A 23,752-nucleotide genomic window follows, 5' to 3' on the forward strand; every position below is an offset into this window, starting at 1 on the left:
AAAGGACGTGATTTTTAGAAGGGCTAGACGAGTACTCTTGTCGTTTTGATTTCGTCGTAGAGTACAGGCCAATTTAGTGGATAAAGTTAATAATTAAAATCTATTTCGACTAAGAGTAGATTTTTCGCTGAAATTGAGCAACCGGGAATTGGTTTATACACGAATGAAAGAAGAGGACTTAGGAATAGTATTAGACTTTTTCCTATCAAGCCCTCTTTGTACTTTAATTTAAAACTTGAAGCAGCTCTATTACTTTCTTCTTCCCCTGCTGCAAGCTATCTTGAGCTCCTATACACGATGGACAACCTGATTCACAAGCACAGCTTACTACATGGTGCTGAGTTCTCGATAATAGCTCTTCCCATAGTTCATAAACTTTTTCACTCAGACCAATACCACCAGGATACTTGTCATAAACAAAAAACGTCGGTTGCTCATTATGAGTTGCCTTTACTTGTGGGACAACTGCTACATCACTACTATCACACTGAATAAACAAAGGTATGAACGCATTCATCGCATAGGCAGCTCCAGTCATGGCGTCTGTTAGTTCCGCCTCCGACCATTTTTCTAGCGCAGAGAATGATAGCCACGATGAGCTTGTATGCATTTCATCTGGTGGTAAATGAATAGGACCAGAGCCGATATTATCGTGTGTACCGAAGCGTATTTTTTTAAAGATCGTTGCCTGTGCGACTAACCCTACATCACCGAAGCCAATAACTCCACCCTGATAATCTCGACTCCGATCTTCTTCTAGCACCTTCATCTCTACTGCTAAATTTGCATCAGTATAGTAATCGACATCTACTTCCCGTACATACGCTTTCTTTTCTTCCCAATCAAGCTTTTCTACTTGAAATTGAATGCCCTGATGCAAATAAATCGCTTCTTCATGAAGTAATGTCATCGCACTATGACGATCCATTTCACCGATTACCTTTGTTTGTGCAGGAACAGTCATATCAATTATCACAACATTTTCTTGTGAAGCAGAACGAAGACTAATGTCATGTGCCGGGAAACGGTCACTCATCCAATGCCACTTCTCACTCGTTTTAAAAATAACGCCTTCCTCCGCTAAATAGGCCAGTAACTCCTGAATCTCATATTCACCATACATATCGTGTACGGAAAATGGTAGCTCAAACGCTGCACATTTCAAATGATCCATTAAAATCAACATATTTTCAGGATAAATACGCGCCTCCTCTGGTGCACTGCCAAGTAAAAAAAGTGGATGGTTCACTACGTACTGGTCAAGTGCTGCCGATTGCGCTACATAAATGATTAGCGCCTCGTCCTGACGACGGCCAGCACGCCCAGCTTGCTGCCAAGCACTAGCGATATTTCCCGGGTATCCTGTCATGATACATGCTTGTAATTGGCCAATATCAACGCCTAATTCCAGCGCATTTGTACTAACCACCGTTTGAATAGTACCATCACGAAGCCCTCGTTCAATAACACGTCGCTCAGAGGGTAAATAACCACCACGATAACCTCTCACCGATTCATCTAAAAGCTTATTGCGTGTAAGCTCTTTTAAATACGTCACAATCATTTCTACTCGCACACGACTTTTAGCAAAAATAATCGTTTGAATACCTGCTGTATATAATCTTTTCGCGAGATCGCTCACCTCTAAAACAGCACTTCGACGTACGCCAAATGTTTTATGGACGATTGGTGGATTATAAAAAAGAAATGTCTTTTTCCCAACTGGCGCTCCAGAATCGCTAATTAAGGCATGGCTTTCATTCGTTAAAGCTTCCGCTAACTCTTTTGGATTTTTGATCGTTGCTGATGTACAAATGAAAATCGGCTTACTGCCATAAAAATCACAAATACGTTTTAATCTTCGAATAACGTGCGCAACATGCGAGCCAAACACACCTTTATATGTATGCAACTCATCAATGACGATATACTGCAAATTTTCAAATAGTGAAACCCATTTCGTATGATGTGGCAAAATTCCTGAATGAAGCATATCAGGATTTGTCATTACAATATGCCCTGCCTTACGAACCTTTTGGCGAATGCCAGGCGCGGTATCCCCGTCATACGTATAACTTAAAATTTCCTCACCGCTTTGTTCGATTAATTCATTTAAATCATTTTTCTGATCCTGCGCCAAAGCTTTCGTTGGAAATAAATAAATCGCGCGTGAATTTTTATCATTTAATATTTTTTGTAGTACCGGTAAATGGTAGCAATATGATTTTCCAGAAGCTGTTGGTGTAACGGCAGTAAAGGAAACACCCTCCATCGCATAATCAAACGCCTGACGTTGATGGGTATACAGTTGTTCTATCCCTCTTGTGCGAAGAGCCTTTACAAGTGAAGGATGTAAATTCTCTGGTAAAGGTGCATATTTAGCTTCACGCCCTTCAAGCGTTTGCCAGTGTAAAATGCGTTCCTTTAACTCCTCATCATATCTCCACTCGTTTAACAGTTCACTAATGGTCCTTTTTTTCGATAACATCTGTTTCTATCTCCTTCACTAACCTTTCAAAAATTTTTAATGTATAAGACGTTGAATGAATCGCATCTAAAAAACGCTTTTTACTCGTTTCTTTATAAAAGGATTGCACAACAAACTGCTCCATCGATTCCACCGCTGAAGCAATTTGTTGTGTATGCATATATTTTGGCTGATTTTTTTGAATCCACTTATTCGCCTCTTGCTGCCATTCCTTTAAAAGCTGGTGAATGACATCAGCGTGTGGCTTAACCTCCACAAAAAAGTCAGGAGAACGATTCTCCTCACGCATTTGCCAAAAGCGTGAAACACATTTTTCACATTCATCTATTAATTGGGAAGTTTGCTGCAGTAACAACAATTTCGCACCTCATCTCATTAATGAAGGCTCATCACCATAAAGTTGGGTTGTATCCGTTTCGGCTAAGCACTTTCCTGAGCATCCGAATGGAACAACCAAGGTTCTTCTGTGCGGAAGCCTCTAACGCATTACATGTCACATGTTTCAACACAACTTTTGGTGATGAACCTTAGAATTTTATCGTATTTAGGTTGAATCCATCCTTAAAATAAAGATTCACCTGCATTTACAGGAGCGCAAGCGAACCTATTATTCTAAATTTCGTTCTACCTTAGTCTACAAAATTATTTATATTATATGAGTTATATTACTCCCAATGATGAATAAAAGCTCTATTTATGGCTCATCACCATAAACTTGAGATTGATTTTCGTTCGACTGTGGGAAGAGCAACGACAGCGCACAATGTTGGTCTTAAAAGAGCTATCACAGGACATATAATGTTTTTAGTCTTGTCCACTACTAGCGCATTCTCGAGGTCTTACCAGTGACTAAAGCGTTGCCCAGTCATCACATAAATCTGCCCATATAAATGGCATATATTTCAAGAAAATGACATCCCTAGCTTTTGGTGATGAGTACTATTTAAGGTACATCACTCATTGTGGTAGATAATGTATGAAAAATACTCATATTGGGTTATTTATATTGCATATGAGATAAGTGTACCAAAGTCTATCATTTTTCACTACTAATAGGCGAACAAGCATTCTTTACTTGCCAGTTCTTTTCTGCTAAGCTTACTTTCTGGCTAACAGATTTAAGCTGCATAAAAAAATTCATGCTCTGTGCGTTGTTTTCCAAAGACACTCTCGTTAACAGTAATTGATTGACCAGATCCAACTGCGCAACTAATTGTTTTAACTTGTTCAAAATAACGCCTCCTTTGCTTTAATTTATGTATTCCTCGCATGTATAAAATACCCTTCATGCGTGACAAAATAAGCGTAAGTTAGCTGAAAGAAGAAGTATTTCGATAAAATTTAATTGAACTAGTCTATTTTCGTAGTCTTCAAAATCGTCTATTAAGTAGAGAAACTAACGAGAGACCAGGTTTTTCTATAAATTCGTTTGGAAATTTCATCAGTTATTTTGACGATTCTCGAGTTATATTACATGATATTTTTCGACTTTAAGAGGCGAAAATTGCCCAAAGATCGGTTATTTAATGGTAATTTAAACTACCGCTAATCTAGCATCAATCATACTATTATTGGAAGTGGAGAACTGCTACTTAATCATGGTAAACTATTGTATAATAGCAGTATTATAGAGGGTGAACTAAGTGACAATTCGTTATCCGAATGGGAAATTATATTCCCCTAATCCAACTGTTCAAAAAACAGCAAAAAAGGGAAAGGACAAGGATTTTTCTTTTAGTAATCGAGGGAAAACACTAGAAGATGAAATTAATGAAGCAAATGATTATTATGTAAAAAGGCGACTTGCTATCATTCATAAGAAACCTGTTCCCGTGCAAATCGTCAAAGTAGAGTACCCATCACGAAGTGCTGCAGTTATTCGTGAGGCTTATTTCCGAGCACCGTCAACAACAGATTACAATGGTGTTTGGAATGGGCATTATATTGATTTTGATGCAAAGGAAACTGCTTCAAAGACCAGTTTTCCCCTAAAGAATATTCACGTACATCAAATGACACATATGCAGCAAGTGACGGAACAAAATGGTGTGGCTTTTATTATCGTTCGTTTCTCAGCTTTTGAACGATATTTTATCGTGCCATACGATGTTTTACAAAAGGCCTGGCTAGCGATGGAAAACGGTGAACGTAAATCGATTCCCTTTACTACTATAGAAAAGGAAGCTTTTGAAATTCCTACAAGCTATTATCCACGGATCGATTATTTACCGATTGTTCAAAAGCTAATTGAAGCAAAAAGCCATGGTTCTGAAAGTGAGGAGATAGTAGAATGACTGAACGTCGTCCAACACGCGGTGAGCATCAAAAGGCTCTCGCTCAAAAAAATAAAAAAAGCGCTCCGAAACCATCGAAGAAAAAATGGTTCAAGCGCATTACGTTAACAATAGTAGCTGTTATAGCTGCATGTTTTATTGGAGGTGCTGGGTTATTCGCCTATTATGCAAGTAGCGCACCTGAACTAGATGAAAACTTACTGAAGGACCCAGTTTCCTCAGAGTTCTATGATAAAAACGGTGATTTATTTGCAACAATTGGTGCAGAAAATCGTAAATATGTAAAATATGAAGATATACCAGAGGATATGATTAATGCGATCCTTGCAACGGAAGATGTACGTTTTTTCGAGCACGGTGGTATGGATTTTTATCGCCTGGGTGGTGCAATACTCGCTAACTTCCGTGATGGCTTCGGGGCACAAGGGGCTTCAACATTAACACAGCAAGTTGTTAAAAACTCATTTTTACAAAATGAGAAAAAATTAAAACGTAAGGCACAGGAAGCTTGGCTTTCCTTCCAATTAGAACGTAAATATACAAAAGAAGAAATTTTTGAAATGTACTTTAACAAAATGCTGATGTCAGGTCGTGTTTATGGCTTCGGTACAGCAGCCCAATATTTCTATGGAAAAGAGCTAAAAGATTTAACTTTAGATGAAGAGGCATTACTTGCAGGTTTAGTACAACGTCCAAATGCTTACAATCCATTGAAAAATCCTGAACTTGCAGAAAAACGTCGTAATACAGTTCTAGGATTAATGTATCAACATGGTAAAATTACAAAAGCTCAAATGGAGGAAGCTAAGAAAGTAAACGTACAAGCTGGCCTAGCTGACGATGCGACACGTCAAAAATTTTCTGGCTCTAAATATGATGCCTTCCTTGATGTTGTTATTAATGAACTCGAGAAAAACGGTGACGGTAGTGCAATGGCTGAAGGAATTAAAGTCTATACAACACTTGATCCAAAAGCACAACAAATTGTTGAAAACATTATGAATGATGACAGTAACTTCCCAACTAAAGAGATTCAATCTGGTGTAACTGTCGTTGATACGAAAAGTGGTCAAATTCAAGCAATCGGTGGCGGACGCAATTACGGGGCTGAACGCGGTTGGAACTATGCATATGACTTGCATCATCAACCAGGCTCAACTATGAAACCATTACTAGATTATGGTCCAGCAATTGAAAATTTAAAATGGTCAACAGGTCAAACACTTGTGGATGAACCTATGAAATACTCAAGTTCCGATCAAACTATCACAAACTGGGATAATAAGTATATGGGAGCAATAACAGCACGTAAAGCTTTATATGCTTCACGTAACGTTCCAGCTGTGAAAGCATTACAAGAAGTTGGTATTGATAAAGCTAAAGAATTTATTGGCCGTTTAGGTATTGATGCTAAAAATGTTTACGAATCTGATGCGATCGGTGGTGGGGATATTACGATGTCTCCTACGCAAATGGCTGCTTCCTTTGCAGCATTTGGGAATAATGGTGTTTACACTGATCCTCATTCAATTATAAAAATCGTTTACCGTGACGGTAAAACAACAAAAGACTACAAACCAGAGTCTAATGTAGCAATGAGCGATTATACAGCTTATATGGTGACAGATATGTTACGTGATGTTGTCGGTAATAAACCTGATGCGTCAGGTACTGCAGCCAATGTACCTGGATTAGATATCGCAGGTAAAACAGGTACAACAAACTATTCACGCGCTGATTTTAACAAGCATAATTTACCGGATACAAGTGTACCTGATTCATGGTTTGCTGGTTACACATCAAACTATTCAATCGCTATTTGGAGTGGTTATGAAAAACACTTTGATCCTATTACAACTTGGGATGAACGTCGTTTACCACAACATTTATTTAAACAAATTATGAAAGAGATTTCGGCGAACGTTGAAACACCACGTTTCAAAAAACCAAGCTCAGTTGTGGAAGCTACAATTGAAGCAGGCACAAAGCCACTTAAATTAGCAAGTAACTTTACTCCAAGTGAGAAACGTCGAACAGAGCTATTTGTCCGTGGTACAGAGCCTAAGGATGTTTCAGATGAATACGCAATGCCGGAACTTGCTTCACCTTACAATGTAAGTGCAAACCTTGATATAGAAGGTCAATCAATCAATATTTCTTGGGAGCATGATGCAATGCTTAATCCGGAAACAAATGAACCGCTACCAACTACCTTCGAGGTATCTGCTAAACGAGAAGGCGGAAAAACTATTTCTCTTGGTACAACGGAAAGCAAAGACTTATCAATTAGCAGCAAAGAACTAGAAGATGGCAATTACACGATTTCTGTCGTAGCAGTTGTTGAGGATACACGCAGTAAACCAGGTACAGCTACCTTCCAAATAGCAGGTACGACTGATGAAGAGGATAAAGATAAAGAGCCAGATACTCCGGATAAACCTGATGTTGAGGAGCCAACAGCACCTGATGAAAATGGTAACAACGGGGACAACGGTAACCACAATGGTAACGGAAATGGTAACAATGGCAATAACAACAACAATGGTAATGGCAATGCTAACACTGGTGGCAATGGTAACGCCGGTGGGAACGGTAACAGCGGCAATACAGGAAATAACGGTACCCCCCCAGGTAACAACAACGGCAACAATAATGGTAGCAAGCCACCAACAACGCCAACTGAACCAACCGCACCGGATGATGGTACCGGTAGTACTGAATAAAATAAAGCAGAGTAGCAATAACGCTACTCTGCTTTTTTGTTGTTGAAAAACTATATGTCTTTAAGTCACAAAAAAAGTATGTCTCTTCGTCGGTCGAGAATAAAGAAAGTATTAACGATTTTTTGACAGTTAATGCAATCAATTGATCACAAAAAAAGCCGGGATATAACTATATGGTTCCTTCATAAAGCCGAATAATTCTAAAAAACAAAATACGATAAACAGAAAAACCGAACTATTCCAAAACACTTCATAAGAGTTTCATTGGATAGTTCGGTATTTTGGCTGAAATGCATTTGTGAGCCTCTTTTTATATCTTTCAGTTTGCTTGGTCTATCTGTCTGTATTATTTTTTGCAGCCTGCAAGCGTAGCCGTGCTGCTCGCTTTTTTGTTTCCTTAAATAATTCATCGATCTGACGATAACAAGCATATTGGCCAGGCTTTGCTTTTATAAAGGTTAAGCGTTCGACACCATTAATAGGCAACACTTCATCCCCTGCACCTTGCACTAAGCGCTCAAACAATAAAATGGCCATTTCCATCAATCCTTTTGCTTCACCATTCCTTGTATCATGAGCTGCATGAATTTTGCCTTCTAGTTCTGCCCACTCTGCAAACCAAGCATCTACTTTTTCCTTTTCGAGTGCCTCTACATTCACGCTTCCTTCACCAACCCTTTCTTTAAACGTTTTTGCCCTTCTCTACAATCATCAAGTAAAGGGCAAGTGTGACAGTTAGGGTTTTGGGCTTTACAATGATAACGACCGAAGAAAATTAACTGGTGATGTGTTTTCGACCATTTGTCCATCGGTGTTTTTTTCATAATTGTTTCTTCGACTTCAAGCACTGAATCCTTCCAGCGACAAAGCCCCAATCGCTTAGAGACGCGCTCTACATGTGTATCTACTGCAAGTGCAGGAATTTCAAAAGCAACAGACAACACGACATTAGCAGTCTTACGACCAACACCAGGCAATGTGACTAGTGTTTCTCGACTTGCAGGTATTTCTCCCTCGTATTCCTCTAATAGCCTTTGACATAATGCTTGAATATTCTTTGCCTTATTTCGATACAAGCCAATGGAGCGAATGTCCTGTTGTAGCTCTTCTAAGGATACAGCTAAGTAATCTTCCGGCTTTTTATATTTTTGAAACAATGTTTTCGTTACTTTGTTTACAAGTACATCTGTACATTGTGCCGATAATAACGTGGCAATAGTTAGTTCAAACGGATTGTCATGTACTAACTCACAATGTGCATCAGGAAACATACGATCCATTTCCGCTAGACAATGCTCCCATTGTTTTTTTGTTAACATGTCGGAAGCCTCCTATTCTCTTTCTTCTAACCAATTATAAAATGGTACTTTATTTGTCGACTGCGTTTCTTGCTGCATTGTTCGGACTGGCGGTCGGTTAAATGTTTGTTTTTCCCGGAACTGTTCGCTTTGCTTCTGTGCTGCCTGTGGTGTCGCAATATTTTTCTTTTTCCACTCCAGTAATATTCGATCTATATAACGAATACTTAGCTTGCCAGCAAATACAGCCTCCTTAAGCGCCTCCTTAATAAGCGCCGGACTGTGCTTATCCTCATCTAACCAAGATCCGATTTTTTCTAGCTCTAAAGGAGATAAAAGACGCCCCATTTCCTCTTCAAATAATCGGAATATTTCACCCTCTTCTTGTCGAAGTGAAGCTGCTGATTTTTGATGTTCCTTCATTTCAATCATCTGCATAATACGCTCCCAAAGTGGGTATACCGAATATTTTTCATATAGTTTGCCATTTGCATCGACATCGCTTGTTATTTCAAGGAAACCTTTTTGCATTAATCGCTGTAGTCGTGAAGTAATGTCATTGTCAGGCATTGTCAGACGATTCATCAGGTCATTAGGCGTAGGAAAATCATTCCCCTCCATATGGAACGCAAGTAAATGCATCACAATAAGTGCCTCATCATCCTCAATATTTAACTCCTTATAAAACTGAAAAAACAGCTGAGGAATTTGAATCATTCTCTGCTCAGTCCATGTACGGAGTCGATCGTTATTTGTGCTCATATTATACTTGACTCCTTTTTCTATCGTAAGTAGAAAAGCCGCGTAGACACATCACTACGCGACTTTTTTTAATTTTAACTGCTTTGACGTGCAGCAAAACCTAAACCAAAACTAGGTATTACTTATGGGTATAAACGATTTAGTAAACGTGGGAATGGAATCGTTTCACGAATATGCTCCGTACCAGAAATCCATGCCACCGTACGCTCCAATCCTAGACCGAAGCCTGAATGTGGTACAGAACCTTGTTTACGTAGCTCTAAATACCATGCATAAGCATCTAAAGATAATTGATGTTCTTCAAGACGTGCTTTTAATAAATCATAGTCGTGAATACGCTCAGAACCACCAATTATTTCACCATAACCTTCTGGTGCAATTAAATCTGCACATAATACTACATCATCACGGTCAGGATGTGGTTGCATGTAGAATGGCTTAATGCCTACTGGGTAACAAGTGATGAATACAGGTTTATCAAATGAATTAGCAATTGCTGTTTCATGTGGTGCACCGAAATCATCGCCCCATTCAATATCGTCAAATCCTTGCTCATGTAATAACTTAATAGCATCATCGTAAGAAATACGAGGGAATGGTGCTTTGATATTTTCAAGTGTTGAAGTATCACGGCCAAGTCGCTCTAATTCTAATTTGCAGTTTGCCAGAACTGATTGCACAATGTGCGCTACATACTGTTCTTGCACTTCTAGGTTTTCTTCAAATTCCACAAATGCCATTTCTGGTTCAATCATCCAAAACTCGATTAAGTGACGACGTGTTTTAGATTTTTCTGCACGGAATGTAGGACCGAATGAGAACACTTTACCCAATGCCATCGCAGCCGCTTCCATATAAAGTTGACCAGATTGAGAAAGATAGGCATCCTCATCGAAATATTTTGTGTGGAATAGCTCAGAAGTACCTTCTGGAGCTGACCCAGTTAAAATCGGTGGGTCCATTTTTGTAAAGCCATTGTCGTTGAAAAACTCGTAAGTTGCACGAATAATTTCGTTACGAATTTTCATGATCGCATGTTGCTTACGAGAACGTAGCCATAAGTGGCGGTTGTCCATTAAAAACTCTGGACCATGTTCTTTTGGCGTAATAGGGAAATCAGTTGCAGCATGTAGTACTTCAATACCAGTTACAGCAATTTCACAGCCAAAGCTTGAACGCTCATCTGCTTTAACCTCGCCCGTAATGTACATTGAAGTTTCTTGGGACATACCTTTTGCAATGGCAAAAATTTCTTCGCCTACTTCTTCTTTTACAACAACGCCCTGAACAAAGCCAGACCCATCACGTAATTGTAAGAAGGCAATTTTCCCACTTGATCGTTTGTTTGCTAACCAAGCTCCTAGCTTGACGGTTTCACCGATATGCTTTGGCATATCTTGAATCATAATTTTTTTCATAGAAATCCTCCAAAGTTCAATCAATTGTGCCTTGGCATAATTGCGTCTGGAATCGGCTTTGTGCTTAGGCCTGCATGACGCAGGTCAGTTAGCCGTTATCGCATGGATGCGATGGTTTTAGGCTAACATCCCCTAAGAACTCCTTTCCGATTCCATGACATCCGCCGGAGGCTTTAGGCCAACAAGATGTTGGTCACTCAGTCGTTGCCACAGGACGTGGCGTTCTTAGACTGAGTTCCACTATTTCAGCGGGCGTTTGGACCCCCTCTGAAAAATAGCTTACATTCGCATTCATCTCACCACCTATAGAGGTGGGCGACTTCTGTACCTGTCGCTACGCTTTCGGTACAAAAAAGATCTGCTGAAAGATGTTAAAAGGATTAGTCTTGCCATTTTGATTTTACAAATGTATCAATTCGACGGACTGCCTCTTCTAATAAGTCTAAAGATGTAGCATAAGATAATCGCATTGTAGTTGGTGCACCAAAGCCAGAACCTGGAATCACTGCTACGTTTGCTTCTGTTAAAATATCCGAAGCGAATGCATCTACTGAATCATAACCAGTGTGAGCCATAGCTTCTGCTACATCTGGTAATAAATAGAATGCACCCTGCGGTTTTAAAACGTTGAAGCCAGGAATTGCACTTAACTGTGGATAAATTTTTTCAAGACGAGATTCGAATGCTTGACGCATTTCTTCTACAGCGTCTTGTGGTCCATTATACGCTTCCACTGTTGCATACTGTGCAGTTGTTGTTGCGTTCGATGTAGAGTGCGATGCAAGATCGGTCATTGCTTTAATAATGTCCGCATCCCCTGCAGCATATCCGATACGCCAGCCTGTCATAGAGTGAGATTTTGCAACACCATTTACAACGATTGTACGTGCTTTCACTGCATCAGATAGCTGTGCAATTGAAAAATGCTCAATACCATTGTATACAAGCTTCTCATAAATTTCATCTGACACGATTAAAATATCTTTTTCTTCTGCCACAGCAGCAATTTCAGCAATCTCTTCACGAGAATAAATCATACCTGATGGGTTGCTAGGAGAGTTAATAATAACTGCTTTTGTTTTATCTGTCACAGCAGCTCTTAATTGATCCGCAGTAATTTTATAGTCTTGCTCACGTGTTCCTTCAACATAAACAGGTACACCGCCCGCTAATTTTACTTGCTCAGGATAAGATACCCAATAAGGAATTGGAATAATAACTTCATCGCCCTCGTTTAAAATCACTTGGAATAAAGTATACAGAATATGTTTTGCTCCAACACCTACAATTACTTCATTCGGCTTGTATGTAAGATTGTTGTCGCGTTGAAGTTTATCGATAATCGCTTTCTTAAGTACTGGAAGACCGCCAGCAGGTGTATATTTTGTTAAACCTTTTTCCATCGAGTCAATGGCAGCATTTAAAATATTTTGTGGCGTGTTGAAGTCAGGCTCACCAGCACCTAGACCAATAACGTCAATACCTTGTTCTTTTAATTCCTTTGCTTTCGCAGTAATTGCTAAAGTTGAAGAAGGTGTTAAAGTTTTTACACGGTTTGCTAATAAATTTTTCATACGAGATCTACTCCTCTTATAAATTCGTAATGCGCTTCCACCAGTCGCCGTCCTTAAACATAATATAGACATAGTTGAGCTTATCGTGATCGTTTAGGTATGTAATTTCCCAAACAGCACCTGGCTCCTCATAGCCTAATTTGATATTAAGGACTTTTTGTACATTGCCTTCTTTTTTCAAAACCGATAATGCCTGCTTTTCCGTAATACCATCTTTTAAAAGTACTTCCTTAATTGAATCTGCTTTTAGATTCGTCGGAACAAAGACAGCTTTTTTATCACCATATTCATCTGCCCCGAACACAGTGACATACGAATGTTTGCCATTATATGTGTAAGACTCCGAGACAATTGCGAGGGCTTTGGCATCGAGTGCCAACTGTTCAGCCTGCTCTTCAATTGAACGGAATGGAGCCTCGGCTTTCCAGAGTACTAAAATACTAATGACAAGTGACAATGAAACCATAAAGACAGAAATGAAAATCAACCAGTTTTTCATATATTCACCTTAAGTTTCACATCTAGCGTATTCTTTAACACGATTGCCTGATGCTTCTGCATGTCTATAACTGCGTGTACATTCATTTTGCTTTCCATTTTTGCCAACCTGCTTTCTTTCCTCATACCACAACATTATACAACAATTTTGTGCTGTCGTGTTTCTTAATTTCATATATTGTACGTTGATAGAATAACGTTTTCAAATGATTCGGATAGTAATTTTTTTCTTTTTCGTGCAGCCCTTAAGAAAGAAAACCCTTTCAATGGAAAAATTCCTATTCACAATTGCAAATAGGAAGCAAAATTTATCGCTAAAATCCTATGATAATCTATAAAAAAACAAAGTAGGACGACGGTCATTTAGCACTGTTACAAGCATTGATATAAAATTTTTTGTAATTGATACAAACGGGCATGCCCACACCTGTTGCTGTCGCTTCGCTTTTACACATAAATTGCCACGGGCCGTGGCGTTCTTAGACTGAGTTCTTCTATTTCAGCAAATGTTAGGGCACCGTCTGAAAAGCAACTTCTATTCGCAATTATCTCACCACCTATCGAGGTGGAGACATTGTCCTATCCCTCGCTTTCGGCACAAATGATATTTGCTGAAATAATTAAAATGGAGATATTTTTTTATAAGTACAATTATCTCCATTATTGTCCTAGTTGCCTATTGTTTTTACCCATATGATGAGGTAATGAGCAATTTTAAGAATTGAAAAGGGACGTGATGTTTTGACTAAAGAAGTTAATCCTACAGATCCAGAGACAATACCAAAATTTGTGGATGAGCTACCAAAACCGGTTACCGCTAAACCTAAATATTATAAAGGCCAACAGAGAAAAAATTATTATGAACTTAAAATGATGCAAGCAGAGCATTCTTTCCATAAAGATTTCCCAAAATCAATCATATGGGGCTATAACGGACTTTATCCCGGACCGACAATTGAGGCTACAAAAGACAAAAGCATTTATGTTAGATATATAAATCAATTGCCCTTAAATCACTTTTTACCCGTTGATTTTTCACTGCATGCGGCAAACGATTCAAAGGAAGTAAGAACTGTTACACATTTACATGGCGCAAATGTAGATTGGGAGAGTGACGGACATCCCGATGCATGGTATACAAGAGATTATGCACAAACAGGTCCAAAATTCACTAAAGAAATACATGAATATACTAATCATCAACCCGGCGCAACTCTGTGGTACCATGATCATGCAATGGCACTAACTCGTTTAAATGTGTATGCGGGATTAGCCGGTTTTTATTTACTTCGAGATTCGCTTGAGGAGCGTTCTAACCTCCCTTGTGGTGACTATGAGTATCCCATCTTAATACAAGATAAATCGTTTAATGAAGACGGCTCACTTTTCTATCCAGATGAACCACCATTCCCAGTTTCCGTTCATCCATCTATTACACCTGGCTTTGTTGGTAATACCATCGTTGTAAACGGGAAGGTCTGGCCATATTTAAATGTCGAACCTCGTAAATATAGATTTCGTTTTCTCAATGGTTCCAATAGAAGAGGTTATGTCATTAGCCTTTCAAACGGTGAGCCTATGATACAAATCGGAACAGATGGAGGCTTTTTAACTACGCCTCAAGAAATTCAATCTGTCGAATTATTGCCGGCAGAACGAACAGATGTTATAGTCGATTTTTCATCATATGAAGGTCAGGAAATAATGTTAGTCAATTCTGATGAAGATTTCATTGATGAACATACACGGGTAATCATGCAGTTTAGAGTGTGTCTTCCTCTAAAGTGTGAGGATACTAGTGAAATACCAGAAAGACTCGCAGTATCAACGGATTTACATTCACACGATGCACATATCGAGAGACATTTACCATTAACTGTTATGACAGACGATTTTGGTCGACCAATGTTTTTATTAAATAATCGTATGTATCATGATCCTACTACCGAAAAGCCTGCACTTGATAGTATAGAAATTTGGAATTTTATAAATGCCACGAAGTTTGATCACCCTATTCATCTACATTTAATACAATTTAAAATACTAGAACGACGCCCTTTCGATATGGAGCTATATCAAACTGAAGGTAGACTGGAATTTACAGGCCCCCCTGAAAAACCGCATAACTATGAGCAAGGTTGGAAGGATACTGTAAAAGCGGAAGCAGGGAAGGTTACGAAAATTATTATGCATTGGAAAGATCATGTCGGCCAATATATGTGGCATTGTCATTTCCTAGAACATGAAGATCATGACATGATGCGACCAATACTCGTCACGAAGGAATTTCACCCTGTGGAAGAGCCACATCATGCTGAAATCCAGCATGAAATAAAGCATGCGCAACGGCAACATGAGGACTCTACTATTGTAACGGGCAATAATGAGCACACTGTACCATTCTTGAACACTTCTCCACACAGCACGCCAGTTGAAGAAATTGTAGAATACTCTCAAGCTTCTTTAGAAGACGAAATAGAATATACTCCGCAAACTATTCCTCTCTTAACTAGTACGCAAAACATTACATCTACTGAAACAGCTTATTTAGAAGACAATGTAGAATATAATCAGCTATCCTCACCTCTCTTGAACAATACTCAAAATATCACAGTTTCAAAAATAGAACTTCCGCAACATCAAATTATTCGTTCCGATATTGAAAGCATCCCTCAACCAATCTTCCCGTCTGACGAGTTTCAATCTCGACAAAGAATGCCTGCGAGGCGTCGGAGAAGATGGTACTAATATCACCAATATAAAAGGCTCGGACAAAACTGAAGCAAACTCTTAAAATGCGCGAGATATCAATTTTAGCAACATGATTTCTCGCGTTTTTCTAATGTGAGGAAAATCTTTTTTGAAAATATACTTACGTCCCTACCTCTCTATGATTTTATTCCTTTTTGACAATAAAGAATAGGGACGATAAACAATGTTAAAAAACGGAAGTAGATAGTCGGCCTAAACCACAACAGAAGGAATCTTTGATATCATCCCAGTTTCATTCGAAAATGCTATCGGGATTAATGCACCCATTGTTGCAATTGCTGTCATAAAAATTGGGCGAATACGTACGCCCCCTGCTTCAATTAAAGCTTTTTGCTTGGTCATACTTCCCTAAGCAACACATCTACTTCTTTTATCTAAAAAAAGAGCCCCTTTTGCTGTGCATTAAGGGACTCAAAGGTTAATCATATGAAAATGATTGTCAGTATTTAATGTTGTTTAAAATGCTCAATATTAAAAAGTAAAACATTGTGCAATAGATTTCTTATGAATTATTCTGCTACCTCGCTCTTTTCAAAGCGTAAAATTCTCTTTGTTGCAATGGCCATCATTACCATGACAATACTAATCATTAAAATAGGAACGTAGACTTTAACACTAAATGCTTCAAATAAAAGGCCATACAATATTTGCCCAATCGGTGCCATACATTGTGAAACGGCGATGATGATAGCCATGACCTTCCCTAAGTTTTCATTAGGCGTTTCTTTTTGTACAAGTGTAATCACATATATTGAAATAACGGTCAAAATCATAGCTATAACAAGCGCACTACCGACAAATAAAGTATAAGACGGATAATATCCTATATGAAGGATGAGTGGCGTAACTGCTAGAGCCATTGGAACAATCAATAAAGCTGTGATAAACACCCAAAAGTATAAATTATTGATACCCATTTTTTTCGCAAAGTACCCCATTGATAAAGCGCCTAAAATTGTAGCAAAATCGATTAATCCCATCCCTATTCCATACAATGTATCACTACTTTGCATTGTAACACGTAGAATAATCGGTACACCTACGACAAACAGCGGTGTTAAAAATAAATTTAATAATGCAGCTAAAATCATACATTTGAATATAAAAGATTTCTTCACTACATAACTAAAGCCTTCTTTCAAATCATTTACAAGCGTCGGAATAATATGTCTATCCTGTTCTCGTTGCATAAATGGTATATGGATAAACATCTCTAATATAGCAGAAAGGAAAAAGAACACACCACTCACTATGACAAGCACTTTTAAGCCTATTAAACCGTAAAGTATTCCGCCTAATACAGGCGCAGCTACATTAGACAATGATTGAATACCATTGACTATTCCATTAGCTTGCTCTAGTTTCTCCTCTTCTACAAGTACTGGAATACTGGCCATCACTGCTGGTGCATACATAGCACTAACAAAGGAAAGAAGCACCATCACAACACCAATAAGCCAAATAGAACTATTACCATAAGCTAGCATTGCAAAGAAAATAAAAACGATTATGCTACTCGTAAAATCAAAAATCACCATTAAATTGCGTCGATTAAACCTGTCAGCAACTGCTCCTCCTAGCGGTGCTAGTAAAATTGGGATACTCGATATCGCAAATAGTACCGCAAAAAGATCTGCACGTCCTGTAATATCTAGTACATAAAGTGATAAGGCAAACCTTAAAAGCGCAGATCCTAATATAGAAATAATTTGCCCAATCACCATAAGATTAAAATCTTTTGAAAAGCCTTTGCTTTTATTTTGTGATTCCATTCATTTGACCCCTTCCTTTACCATTCATTGCGCGTTTGATTGTAAGAAGAAAGACATTACTAAAAATACTGATAGTACTTAACCAAATGAGCCATTCTATTTGCACATAGCAAGACATTATTAGCGATAAGACCCCTACGATAATGGATACATAATTTCCAGTACGATTAATGTTTGATTTCCGATAAAATTTTTCCTTAACCTCAAACGTAGATTTTTTTATTTTACGTTTCATAAGGTAAACTTTTTCTTGTAACTTCTGCTTAGTATCTTTTGCTTTTTGAAGGTAAAAAAATGTTATAGCTCCTTTAGTCACGGCGTTCTTCATCTCCATATCGTCTTTTTAATAACTCCGTAAAAACTCTCTCTTGGAAGTCTGAAATCTGTTTTGGCTCCGCGATCTCCATATTTACCGTTTCTTCATATCCGTCTAGTTCCTCACCGTCAAAGCGATAGAGTTTTTGTAATAGCTTCCATAATGTTTCAATTTCCTCTGTTGTAAAGTCTTTAAAGATATCTGCTAAAAAGTAAGTAGACTTCTCCGAACAAGCAATTAAAGCTGTTTTTCCCTCTGAGGTAATCTCGACATTGATCGACCTTTTATCTAATTTACTTGGTACCGTTTGGACATATCCTTTTTTCACAAGACTCGTTATTAACTTATTCGCAGTCTGCTTAGTTGTACCAAGCTTTTTGGCGATATTTACGAGTGTTGTATTTTCTACTGGTAAATGCGCAATAGCAATAAGAGCCATATGCTGTCTCGACGTTAATACCTCTAAATATTCATCTCCTTTTATTTGGACTTTATTGACAACTGAAAACAATGTCGCATAACTTTGCTGCATAAAATGCAATTCCTTCAATAAAAGCTGTAAATCCATATGTAGCACCTCGCTATTTAGTCACCATGTTTACTAAATAATACACAATGGCATTATTAACGTCAACATGGTGACTATTATATTTTTTAAATAAAACAACATTTAATAGACCGACTGTCGGTTTATAATATTATATGGTATTCCTCCAAAAAAAGGAACTTATTTTCATCATTCCCCTTAAAAAAAAGCTAGAAAAATTTAACGCAGGAATAAATACCTATTCATTTAATCTCTAAATATGTAAAAAGTAATTTTTATCATTGAAGGTACTACCAATATTTCTTTTTATAGTATATTATATTCGGTGTTTCCTTTTATTGAAAAACTTGATTAAATAGGTGATTTCGTGAATCGATATTTTCAACTTTTATTCCTTTGCCATAGATTACCAAGCCGATCTTTTTTTTATAGAGGTGTTCAATTTCCAATTTGCGCACGTTGTACAGGAATTTGTATAGGATATGTAATTGGCATTATATTGGCATTATTTAAAATTTTACCCTTTTTTTATGCGCTTATTTTAACAATTCCTATGATTATAGACGGAACGGGACAATTATTTAATAAATGGCTTAGTACTAATAATCGGCGATTAGTAACGGGAATACTCGGGGGAATAGGCATTGTTTTTATGATTTTACACGCCGCTCTCTTATTTTGGAAACTAACTATGTATCTCTATAAAAAAGGAGAATATATTGGTTCATTAATTTTTAACTAAGGAGACTGAAAATGTTTTGTACATATTGTGCATCCAATCTATCAGAACACGCAGAAATTTGCACAAATTGTGGTGTTAGAAAATTCAAAGTGTATAATTACTGCCATAATTGTGGGAATGAATTAAATGCTTTACAAGAAATGTGTACTTCATGCGGTATTATTTTAAAAAATTCTTCAAAAGGTACTCATCCACTAGTTCCTACATTACTTACCTTTCTAATACCTGGTGTAGGCCAAATCATTAATAATCAAATTGGTAAGGGATTTCTTTGCTTATTTATATCAATAATATTCATTATTTTCATTCCTTTTCCTATAGGATTCATTATGGTTGGTATACCCATTTTAATTGATGCTTATTTAATCGGGAAAAAAATATATGAAAGAAAAGCAGTAGGAAAATGGGAATTCTTTTAATTTTAGGAGGTATAATTTAAATGTTTTGTCCACACTGTAGTGAAGAAATTGCAGCACAAGCAGAAATTTGTCCAAAATGTGGTGTTCGTGTACATAATACATCCGAAGAGGATAAACCAAATATAGCTATTAATATCCTTTCCTTTTGTTGTACACCGCTTTTAGGGATTATTATGTATTTTGTATGGAAAGGTGATAAGCCTAAAGCAGCTAAATCTGCTTTAGTATGGGCGTTGATTGCAATAGGTTTATATGTAGTATTAACGGTTTTATTTGGAATACTAATGTTTGTGCTTGGTTCTATGGACGAGTATAATTATTAAAAAAAACTAGGAATTAGCTAGTCGACATCTTAGAAAGCGCGGGACATCAATTTTAAAACATTGATTCCTCGCGCTTTTCTGATGTATTTTTTTCCATCCTAAAAATTTACTTATGTCCAGCCTCATTTCATAGTTACTCCTTTATTTAATATAATAACCATACTACCTATCCTCATTATCTCCTCATTTCATATTCAGTTCATATTGCCATGCTATAGTTAGTCATATAAAAGATTCATATTTTATTGTTGATGAAATCAAAGGAGGATTTACTGTGCAGGAGGCATCAAAAGATTCGACAAAACTGAAGGATTGGCGGCGCTTTATTCGCTTAGTCAAACAGGCTGAACCACCAATATGGCTTTTAATTATTGCATTAATAATGAGTTTAGCAACTACGGGCGTAGGCTTTATCGTTCCGTTATTTACAAAAAAATTAGTCGATGGATTTTCATTAGCATCCCTTGATTATTGGCAAATACTTTTGTTAGGGATTGCATTTATCGCGCAGGCTATTGCGGGTGGACTTTCCATTTATTATTTAAATCGTGTCGGACATCATGTTGTTGCGAAATTACGAGATCAACTTTGGAGAAAGCTACTTCATTTACCAATTCCTTATTACGATGAGAACGATACAGGTGAAACATTAAGCCGTGTGACGAATGACACAGCTGTTGTTAAGGATCTCATTACGGAACATCTTGCGAACTGTTTTTCAGGCGTACTATCTATTATTGGATCAATCATCATTCTATTAATCTTAGACTGGAAAATGACCTTAGTCATGCTAATTGCTGTTCCGCTTGCTATGATTATTTTAATGTTGTTAGGAAGACGCATGTTTGTTATTTCAAAAGGAATGCAAGATGAGACTGCAAAATTTACGTCCGTGCTAAATCAAGTTCTACCTGAGACACGATTAGTAAAAGCTTCAAATGCCGAAAATATAGAATATAAACGTGGCATGAAAGGAATTACAAATCTCTTTACGTTTGGCTTAAAAGAAGCCAAAATCCATGCTCTGATTTCACCACTCATTTCGTTTGTCTTAATGTCAGTCCTTGTGGTCATTATTGGTTACGGCGGTATACGCGTTTCTTCAGGAGAGCTTACAGCAGGCGACATGGTGGCCTTTATTTTGTATTTAATCCAAATTATTATGCCGATGACCCAATTAACGATGTTCTTTACACAGCTTCAAAAAGCAATGGGTGCTACGGAGCGAATTAGTGCATTACTTGAGCATGAGGAAGAACATATTTTCGAAGGACACACAGTAGAAAAAGTGGTTCAACCGATTTATGTAAAAAATGTTGACTTTGCTTATGGAGAAGACCTAATTTTATCGAATATTAATTTTACCATTGAACCAGGTCAAGTGACGGCCATCGTAGGACCTAGTGGCGGGGGAAAAACAACAATATTTTCTCTGTTAGAAAGATATTATCATCCTGTTAACGGACGTATTACACTTGGAAAAACCCCTATCAACATGTACTCGCTGCATTCTTGGAGAAGCCAAATCGGCTACGTTGCTCAGGAGAGTGCACTGCTGTCTGGTACCATTCGTGAAAATATTTGCTATGGCATTGACAGAGAAGTGCAGGATGAAGAACTTAATAAAGTTGCTAAAATGGCCTATGCCGATCAATTTATCAATGAATTACCAGAGCAATTTGATACAGAGGTAGGAGAACGAGGCATTAAGCTTTCTGGTGGTCAGCGACAACGAATCTCTATCGCAAGAGCACTTTTGCGTGACCCTCAAATATTAATGCTAGATGAAGCAACATCTAGTCTAGATAGTAAATCGGAAATTTATGTTCAAAAAGCTTTAGATAATTTAATGCAAGGTAGAACAACGCTTGTCATTGCACACCGTCTTTCGACAGTAGTAGATGCAGATCAAATACTTTTTGTGGAAAAAGGACATATTACGGGCAGTGGCACACACGATACTCTATTTAAAACGCATAATATGTATCGGGAGTTTGCCAAGCAACAATTACGTATGAAAGAGGAATAACGAAGGGATTTGTTAGCATGACAAAACTATTAGTAGTAGATGATGATGCGCATATTCGGGAATTAGTTAAAGTATTTTTACTAAATGAAGGCTTAGAGGTAATTGAAGCTACGGACGGTGTGGATGCACTGTCCAAATTGGATGCTGATAAGGTGGATATGATTATTATGGATATCATGATGCCGAAGATGAACGGCTGGGAATTATGCGAAGAAATACGTTCATTTAATGATAATCTACCTATCTTAATGTTAACCGCAAAGGGAGAAACGTCACAAAAGGTCAAGGGTTTTCATCTTGGAACAGATGATTATCTTGTTAAACCATTTGAGCCAGCAGAGTTGATTGTCCGTGTGAAATCGATACTTAAAAGATACCATATTTCCCTATCTCAACTTGTTGAAGCTGGCAATATTAAGTTAAATCGAAATACACATGAAGTCTTGTATAACGGTGAGTCTTTAACACTTCGTTTAAAGGAATTTGAACTATTATTTACGTTAGCAAGCTATGCCGGAAAAACTTTTTCACGTGAACAGTTAATCGAAGAAATTTGGGGATATGATTATGAAGGTGATGAACGGACAGTCGATGTTCATATTAAAAGACTTCGTCAACGTTTCCCCCAAGAAACAAGCGGATTCTCTATTCGTACAATTCGCGGCCTAGGCTATCGATTGGAACTTGTTTCATGAAAAGACTAAAAAATTTTTTAAAGCTTTTTTTAACTTTAATGCTTCTTCTTATCATTAGCATCTTCTTTGCTTTTATTTCCTACCACATAACATCCTGGATTTATGATTGGTTAGGTAAACATCCACAAGGTTTTTGGCTGCAATTATGGACGGTAGTTGGTGTTTTTGTTCTCTTTGCTTGTTCAGCCATCATCAGCTTTTTAATAGGGCTAAAAAGACAACGGAACTATTGGAATACGATTGTAAATGCATTAAGCAGGATTGCTAAAGGTGATTTTACTGTTAAATTAGATCTGAAAACAGATGACGAAGATCAATTTGGTCAATTAATACATGGCATCAACCATATGGCAGTCGAATTAGGTGAAATGGAAAGAATGCGTCAAGAATTTATCTCGAATGTATCTCATGAAATTCAGTCGCCTCTAACATCTATTAATGGCTTTGCTAAAGCATTGAAAAACATTGACCTCCCTGAGGATAAACGACAGCATTATTTAGCCATCATTGAGATGGAAAGTAATCGGCTATCAAAAATTAGTGACAATTTACTAAAGCTAACGTCGTTAGAATCACAACACCATCCCTTTGAGCCAAGGCATTACCGACTCGATAAGCAATTGCGTAATGTCGTACTAGCGCTGGAGCCAAATTGGCTAGTCAAAAATATCAACATGGATATGCAATTAGAAAACATTTCGGTCATGGCTGATGAAGATTTAATGAATCAAGTATGGATGAATTTACTAAGCAACAGCATTAAATTCACACCAGCTGCTGGCACCATTACGGTATCTATGACAAAACAAATGGATACAATCACTATCAACATTCATGATAACGGTATCGGTTTAACAGTAGAACAACAAAAGCATGTATTCGAAAGATTTTATAAAGCAGACCCATCAAGAACTACGGAGAATGGCGGAAGTGGCTTAGGACTATCTATTGTAAAGAAAATCATCGATATGCATAACGGAATAATTACTGTTGAAAGTATACCAGCTGAATTTACAACATTTTTTGTAACACTGCCATTAGAAATCAATGAGACTCGTGCAAACGAATAGGTGATTCTTTCT

22 protein-coding genes are annotated in these 23,752 nt (G+C 37.6%); 9 read left to right on the forward strand and 13 right to left on the reverse strand.

Annotation, left to right across the window (positions count from 1 at the left end):
* Window positions 1-223 precede the first annotated feature (223 nt).
* The 3 genes from ACIQ7N_RS00795 to ACIQ7N_RS00805 all read right to left on the reverse strand — a co-directional run bounded on the left by ACIQ7N_RS00795 (window position 224) and on the right by ACIQ7N_RS00805 (window position 3,719).
* The gene (locus ACIQ7N_RS00795) at window positions 224-2,488 is read right to left on the reverse strand and encodes a DEAD/DEAH box helicase (protein WP_402929577.1); all 2,265 of its coding nucleotides are present in this window, start codon (window positions 2,486-2,488) and stop codon (window positions 224-226) included.
* Window positions 2,463-2,846, reverse strand: coding sequence for a YppE family protein (locus tag ACIQ7N_RS00800; RefSeq protein ID WP_132359083.1), 384 nt, complete (start codon window positions 2,844-2,846; stop codon window positions 2,463-2,465). The genes ACIQ7N_RS00795 and ACIQ7N_RS00800 overlap by 26 nt, the downstream gene beginning before the upstream one ends.
* 678 nt (window positions 2,847-3,524) lie before the next feature.
* Complete coding sequence (locus ACIQ7N_RS00805) at window positions 3,525-3,719, reverse strand: hypothetical protein (protein WP_053482465.1); 195 nt, start codon at window positions 3,717-3,719, stop codon at window positions 3,525-3,527.
* 412 nt (window positions 3,720-4,131) lie between these two features.
* On the opposite strand from ACIQ7N_RS00805, the gene recU reads away from it, so the two are divergent.
* Entirely contained in the window at window positions 4,132-4,782 is a 651-nt protein-coding gene (gene recU / locus ACIQ7N_RS00810; protein ID WP_402929579.1) for a Holliday junction resolvase RecU, read from the forward strand.
* Window positions 4,779-7,505 carry a transglycosylase domain-containing protein gene (locus ACIQ7N_RS00815; protein ID WP_402929581.1) on the forward strand — a complete coding sequence of 909 codons (2,727 nt, stop codon included), beginning with the start codon at window positions 4,779-4,781 and terminating at the stop codon, window positions 7,503-7,505. Before recU ends, ACIQ7N_RS00815 begins: the two co-directional genes overlap by 4 nt.
* Before the next feature lie 333 nt (window positions 7,506-7,838).
* Here the strand turns inward: ACIQ7N_RS00815 and ACIQ7N_RS00820 are convergent, their stop codons facing one another.
* The 6 genes from ACIQ7N_RS00820 to ACIQ7N_RS00845 form a co-directional block, all read right to left on the reverse strand.
* A complete protein-coding gene (locus tag ACIQ7N_RS00820) occupies window positions 7,839-8,165 on the reverse strand; it encodes a YpoC family protein (protein WP_402929583.1) in 327 nt (108 codons plus the stop codon).
* Entirely contained in the window at window positions 8,162-8,824 is a 663-nt protein-coding gene (gene nth, locus ACIQ7N_RS00825; protein ID WP_402929585.1) for an endonuclease III, read from the reverse strand. Before nth ends, ACIQ7N_RS00820 begins: the two co-directional genes overlap by 4 nt.
* A gap of 12 nt (window positions 8,825-8,836) precedes the next feature.
* Window positions 8,837-9,565, reverse strand: a complete 729-nt coding sequence (locus ACIQ7N_RS00830; RefSeq protein WP_402929587.1) for a DnaD domain-containing protein — start codon at window positions 9,563-9,565, stop codon at window positions 8,837-8,839.
* Between the two features lie 122 nt (window positions 9,566-9,687).
* Complete coding sequence (gene asnS, locus ACIQ7N_RS00835; protein WP_402929589.1) at window positions 9,688-10,983, reverse strand: asparagine--tRNA ligase; 1,296 nt, start codon at window positions 10,981-10,983, stop codon at window positions 9,688-9,690.
* A gap of 380 nt (window positions 10,984-11,363) precedes the next feature.
* Window positions 11,364-12,557, reverse strand: a complete 1,194-nt coding sequence (locus ACIQ7N_RS00840; RefSeq protein WP_402929591.1) for a pyridoxal phosphate-dependent aminotransferase — start codon at window positions 12,555-12,557, stop codon at window positions 11,364-11,366.
* A 16-nt stretch (window positions 12,558-12,573) separates the two neighbouring features.
* A complete protein-coding gene (locus tag ACIQ7N_RS00845) occupies window positions 12,574-13,056 on the reverse strand; it encodes a cell wall elongation regulator TseB-like domain-containing protein (RefSeq protein ID WP_402883205.1) in 483 nt (160 codons plus the stop codon).
* A gap of 740 nt (window positions 13,057-13,796) precedes the next feature.
* Here ACIQ7N_RS00845 and ACIQ7N_RS00850 point away from each other — a divergent pair.
* On the forward strand, window positions 13,797-15,803 hold the full coding sequence (locus ACIQ7N_RS00850; protein WP_402929593.1) for a multicopper oxidase family protein: 2,007 nt from the start codon (window positions 13,797-13,799) through the stop codon (window positions 15,801-15,803).
* A gap of 216 nt (window positions 15,804-16,019) precedes the next feature.
* Here ACIQ7N_RS00850 and ACIQ7N_RS00855 read toward each other — a convergent pair whose 3' ends face one another.
* The 4 genes from ACIQ7N_RS00855 to ACIQ7N_RS00870 form a co-directional block, all read right to left on the reverse strand.
* Window positions 16,020-16,169: a hypothetical protein gene (locus ACIQ7N_RS00855; RefSeq protein ID WP_402929595.1), complete on the reverse strand. Its 150-nt coding sequence runs from the start codon at window positions 16,167-16,169 to the stop codon at window positions 16,020-16,022.
* Between the two features lie 167 nt (window positions 16,170-16,336).
* Window positions 16,337-17,599, reverse strand: a complete 1,263-nt coding sequence (locus ACIQ7N_RS00860; protein ID WP_402929596.1) for an MFS transporter — start codon at window positions 17,597-17,599, stop codon at window positions 16,337-16,339.
* Complete coding sequence (locus ACIQ7N_RS00865; RefSeq protein ID WP_402929598.1) at window positions 17,583-17,915, reverse strand: hypothetical protein; 333 nt, start codon at window positions 17,913-17,915, stop codon at window positions 17,583-17,585. The genes ACIQ7N_RS00860 and ACIQ7N_RS00865 overlap by 17 nt, the downstream gene beginning before the upstream one ends.
* On the reverse strand, window positions 17,908-18,483 hold the full coding sequence (locus ACIQ7N_RS00870; protein ID WP_402929600.1) for a MarR family winged helix-turn-helix transcriptional regulator: 576 nt from the start codon (window positions 18,481-18,483) through the stop codon (window positions 17,908-17,910). Before ACIQ7N_RS00870 ends, ACIQ7N_RS00865 begins: the two co-directional genes overlap by 8 nt.
* 346 nt (window positions 18,484-18,829) lie before the next feature.
* On the opposite strand from ACIQ7N_RS00870, the gene ACIQ7N_RS00875 reads away from it, so the two are divergent.
* The 6 genes from ACIQ7N_RS00875 (at window position 18,830) to ACIQ7N_RS00900 (ending at window position 23,740) form a co-directional block, all read left to right on the forward strand.
* A complete protein-coding gene (locus ACIQ7N_RS00875; protein ID WP_402929602.1) occupies window positions 18,830-19,204 on the forward strand; it encodes a DUF2085 domain-containing protein in 375 nt (124 codons plus the stop codon).
* A gap of 11 nt (window positions 19,205-19,215) precedes the next feature.
* Window positions 19,216-19,623, forward strand: coding sequence for a zinc ribbon domain-containing protein (locus ACIQ7N_RS00880; protein WP_132359108.1), 408 nt, complete (start codon window positions 19,216-19,218; stop codon window positions 19,621-19,623).
* A 20-nt stretch (window positions 19,624-19,643) separates the two neighbouring features.
* Window positions 19,644-19,946: a zinc ribbon domain-containing protein gene (locus ACIQ7N_RS00885; protein ID WP_402929603.1), complete on the forward strand. Its 303-nt coding sequence runs from the start codon at window positions 19,644-19,646 to the stop codon at window positions 19,944-19,946.
* 274 nt (window positions 19,947-20,220) lie between these two features.
* Window positions 20,221-21,975 carry an ABC transporter ATP-binding protein gene (locus tag ACIQ7N_RS00890; RefSeq protein WP_402929605.1) on the forward strand — a complete coding sequence of 585 codons (1,755 nt, stop codon included), beginning with the start codon at window positions 20,221-20,223 and terminating at the stop codon, window positions 21,973-21,975.
* 17 nt (window positions 21,976-21,992) lie between these two features.
* The gene (locus ACIQ7N_RS00895; protein WP_402929607.1) at window positions 21,993-22,670 is read left to right on the forward strand and encodes a response regulator transcription factor; all 678 of its coding nucleotides are present in this window, start codon (window positions 21,993-21,995) and stop codon (window positions 22,668-22,670) included.
* Entirely contained in the window at window positions 22,667-23,740 is a 1,074-nt protein-coding gene (locus tag ACIQ7N_RS00900; RefSeq protein ID WP_402929609.1) for a HAMP domain-containing sensor histidine kinase, read from the forward strand. The genes ACIQ7N_RS00895 and ACIQ7N_RS00900 overlap by 4 nt, the downstream gene beginning before the upstream one ends.
* The last annotated feature ends 12 nt before the right edge of the window (window positions 23,741-23,752 follow it).

The organism is Lysinibacillus sp. NPDC095746, from assembly GCF_044763535.1.
Taxonomy (GTDB): Bacteria; Bacillota; Bacilli; order Bacillales_A; family Planococcaceae; genus Lysinibacillus.

Coding starts and splice junctions, on each gene's coding strand:
- ACIQ7N_RS00795 (WP_402929577.1), bottom strand. CDS start 2,488: ATGTTATCGAAAAAAAGGACCATTAGTGAACTGTTAAACGAGTGGAGA.
- ACIQ7N_RS00815 (WP_402929581.1), top strand. CDS start 4,779: ATGACTGAACGTCGTCCAACACGCGGTGAGCATCAAAAGGCTCTCGCT.
- nth (WP_402929585.1), bottom strand. CDS start 8,824: ATGTTAACAAAAAAACAATGGGAGCATTGTCTAGCGGAAATGGATCGT.
- ACIQ7N_RS00830 (WP_402929587.1), bottom strand. CDS start 9,565: ATGAGCACAAATAACGATCGACTCCGTACATGGACTGAGCAGAGAATG.
- asnS (WP_402929589.1), bottom strand. CDS start 10,983: ATGAAAAAAATTATGATTCAAGATATGCCAAAGCATATCGGTGAAACC.
- ACIQ7N_RS00840 (WP_402929591.1), bottom strand. CDS start 12,557: ATGAAAAATTTATTAGCAAACCGTGTAAAAACTTTAACACCTTCTTCA.
- ACIQ7N_RS00845 (WP_402883205.1), bottom strand. CDS start 13,056: ATGAAAAACTGGTTGATTTTCATTTCTGTCTTTATGGTTTCATTGTCA.
- ACIQ7N_RS00855 (WP_402929595.1), bottom strand. CDS start 16,169: ATGACCAAGCAAAAAGCTTTAATTGAAGCAGGGGGCGTACGTATTCGC.
- ACIQ7N_RS00860 (WP_402929596.1), bottom strand. CDS start 17,599: ATGGAATCACAAAATAAAAGCAAAGGCTTTTCAAAAGATTTTAATCTT.
- ACIQ7N_RS00870 (WP_402929600.1), bottom strand. CDS start 18,483: ATGGATTTACAGCTTTTATTGAAGGAATTGCATTTTATGCAGCAAAGT.
- ACIQ7N_RS00880 (WP_132359108.1), top strand. CDS start 19,216: ATGTTTTGTACATATTGTGCATCCAATCTATCAGAACACGCAGAAATT.
- ACIQ7N_RS00885 (WP_402929603.1), top strand. CDS start 19,644: ATGTTTTGTCCACACTGTAGTGAAGAAATTGCAGCACAAGCAGAAATT.
- ACIQ7N_RS00895 (WP_402929607.1), top strand. CDS start 21,993: ATGACAAAACTATTAGTAGTAGATGATGATGCGCATATTCGGGAATTA.
- ACIQ7N_RS00900 (WP_402929609.1), top strand. CDS start 22,667: ATGAAAAGACTAAAAAATTTTTTAAAGCTTTTTTTAACTTTAATGCTT.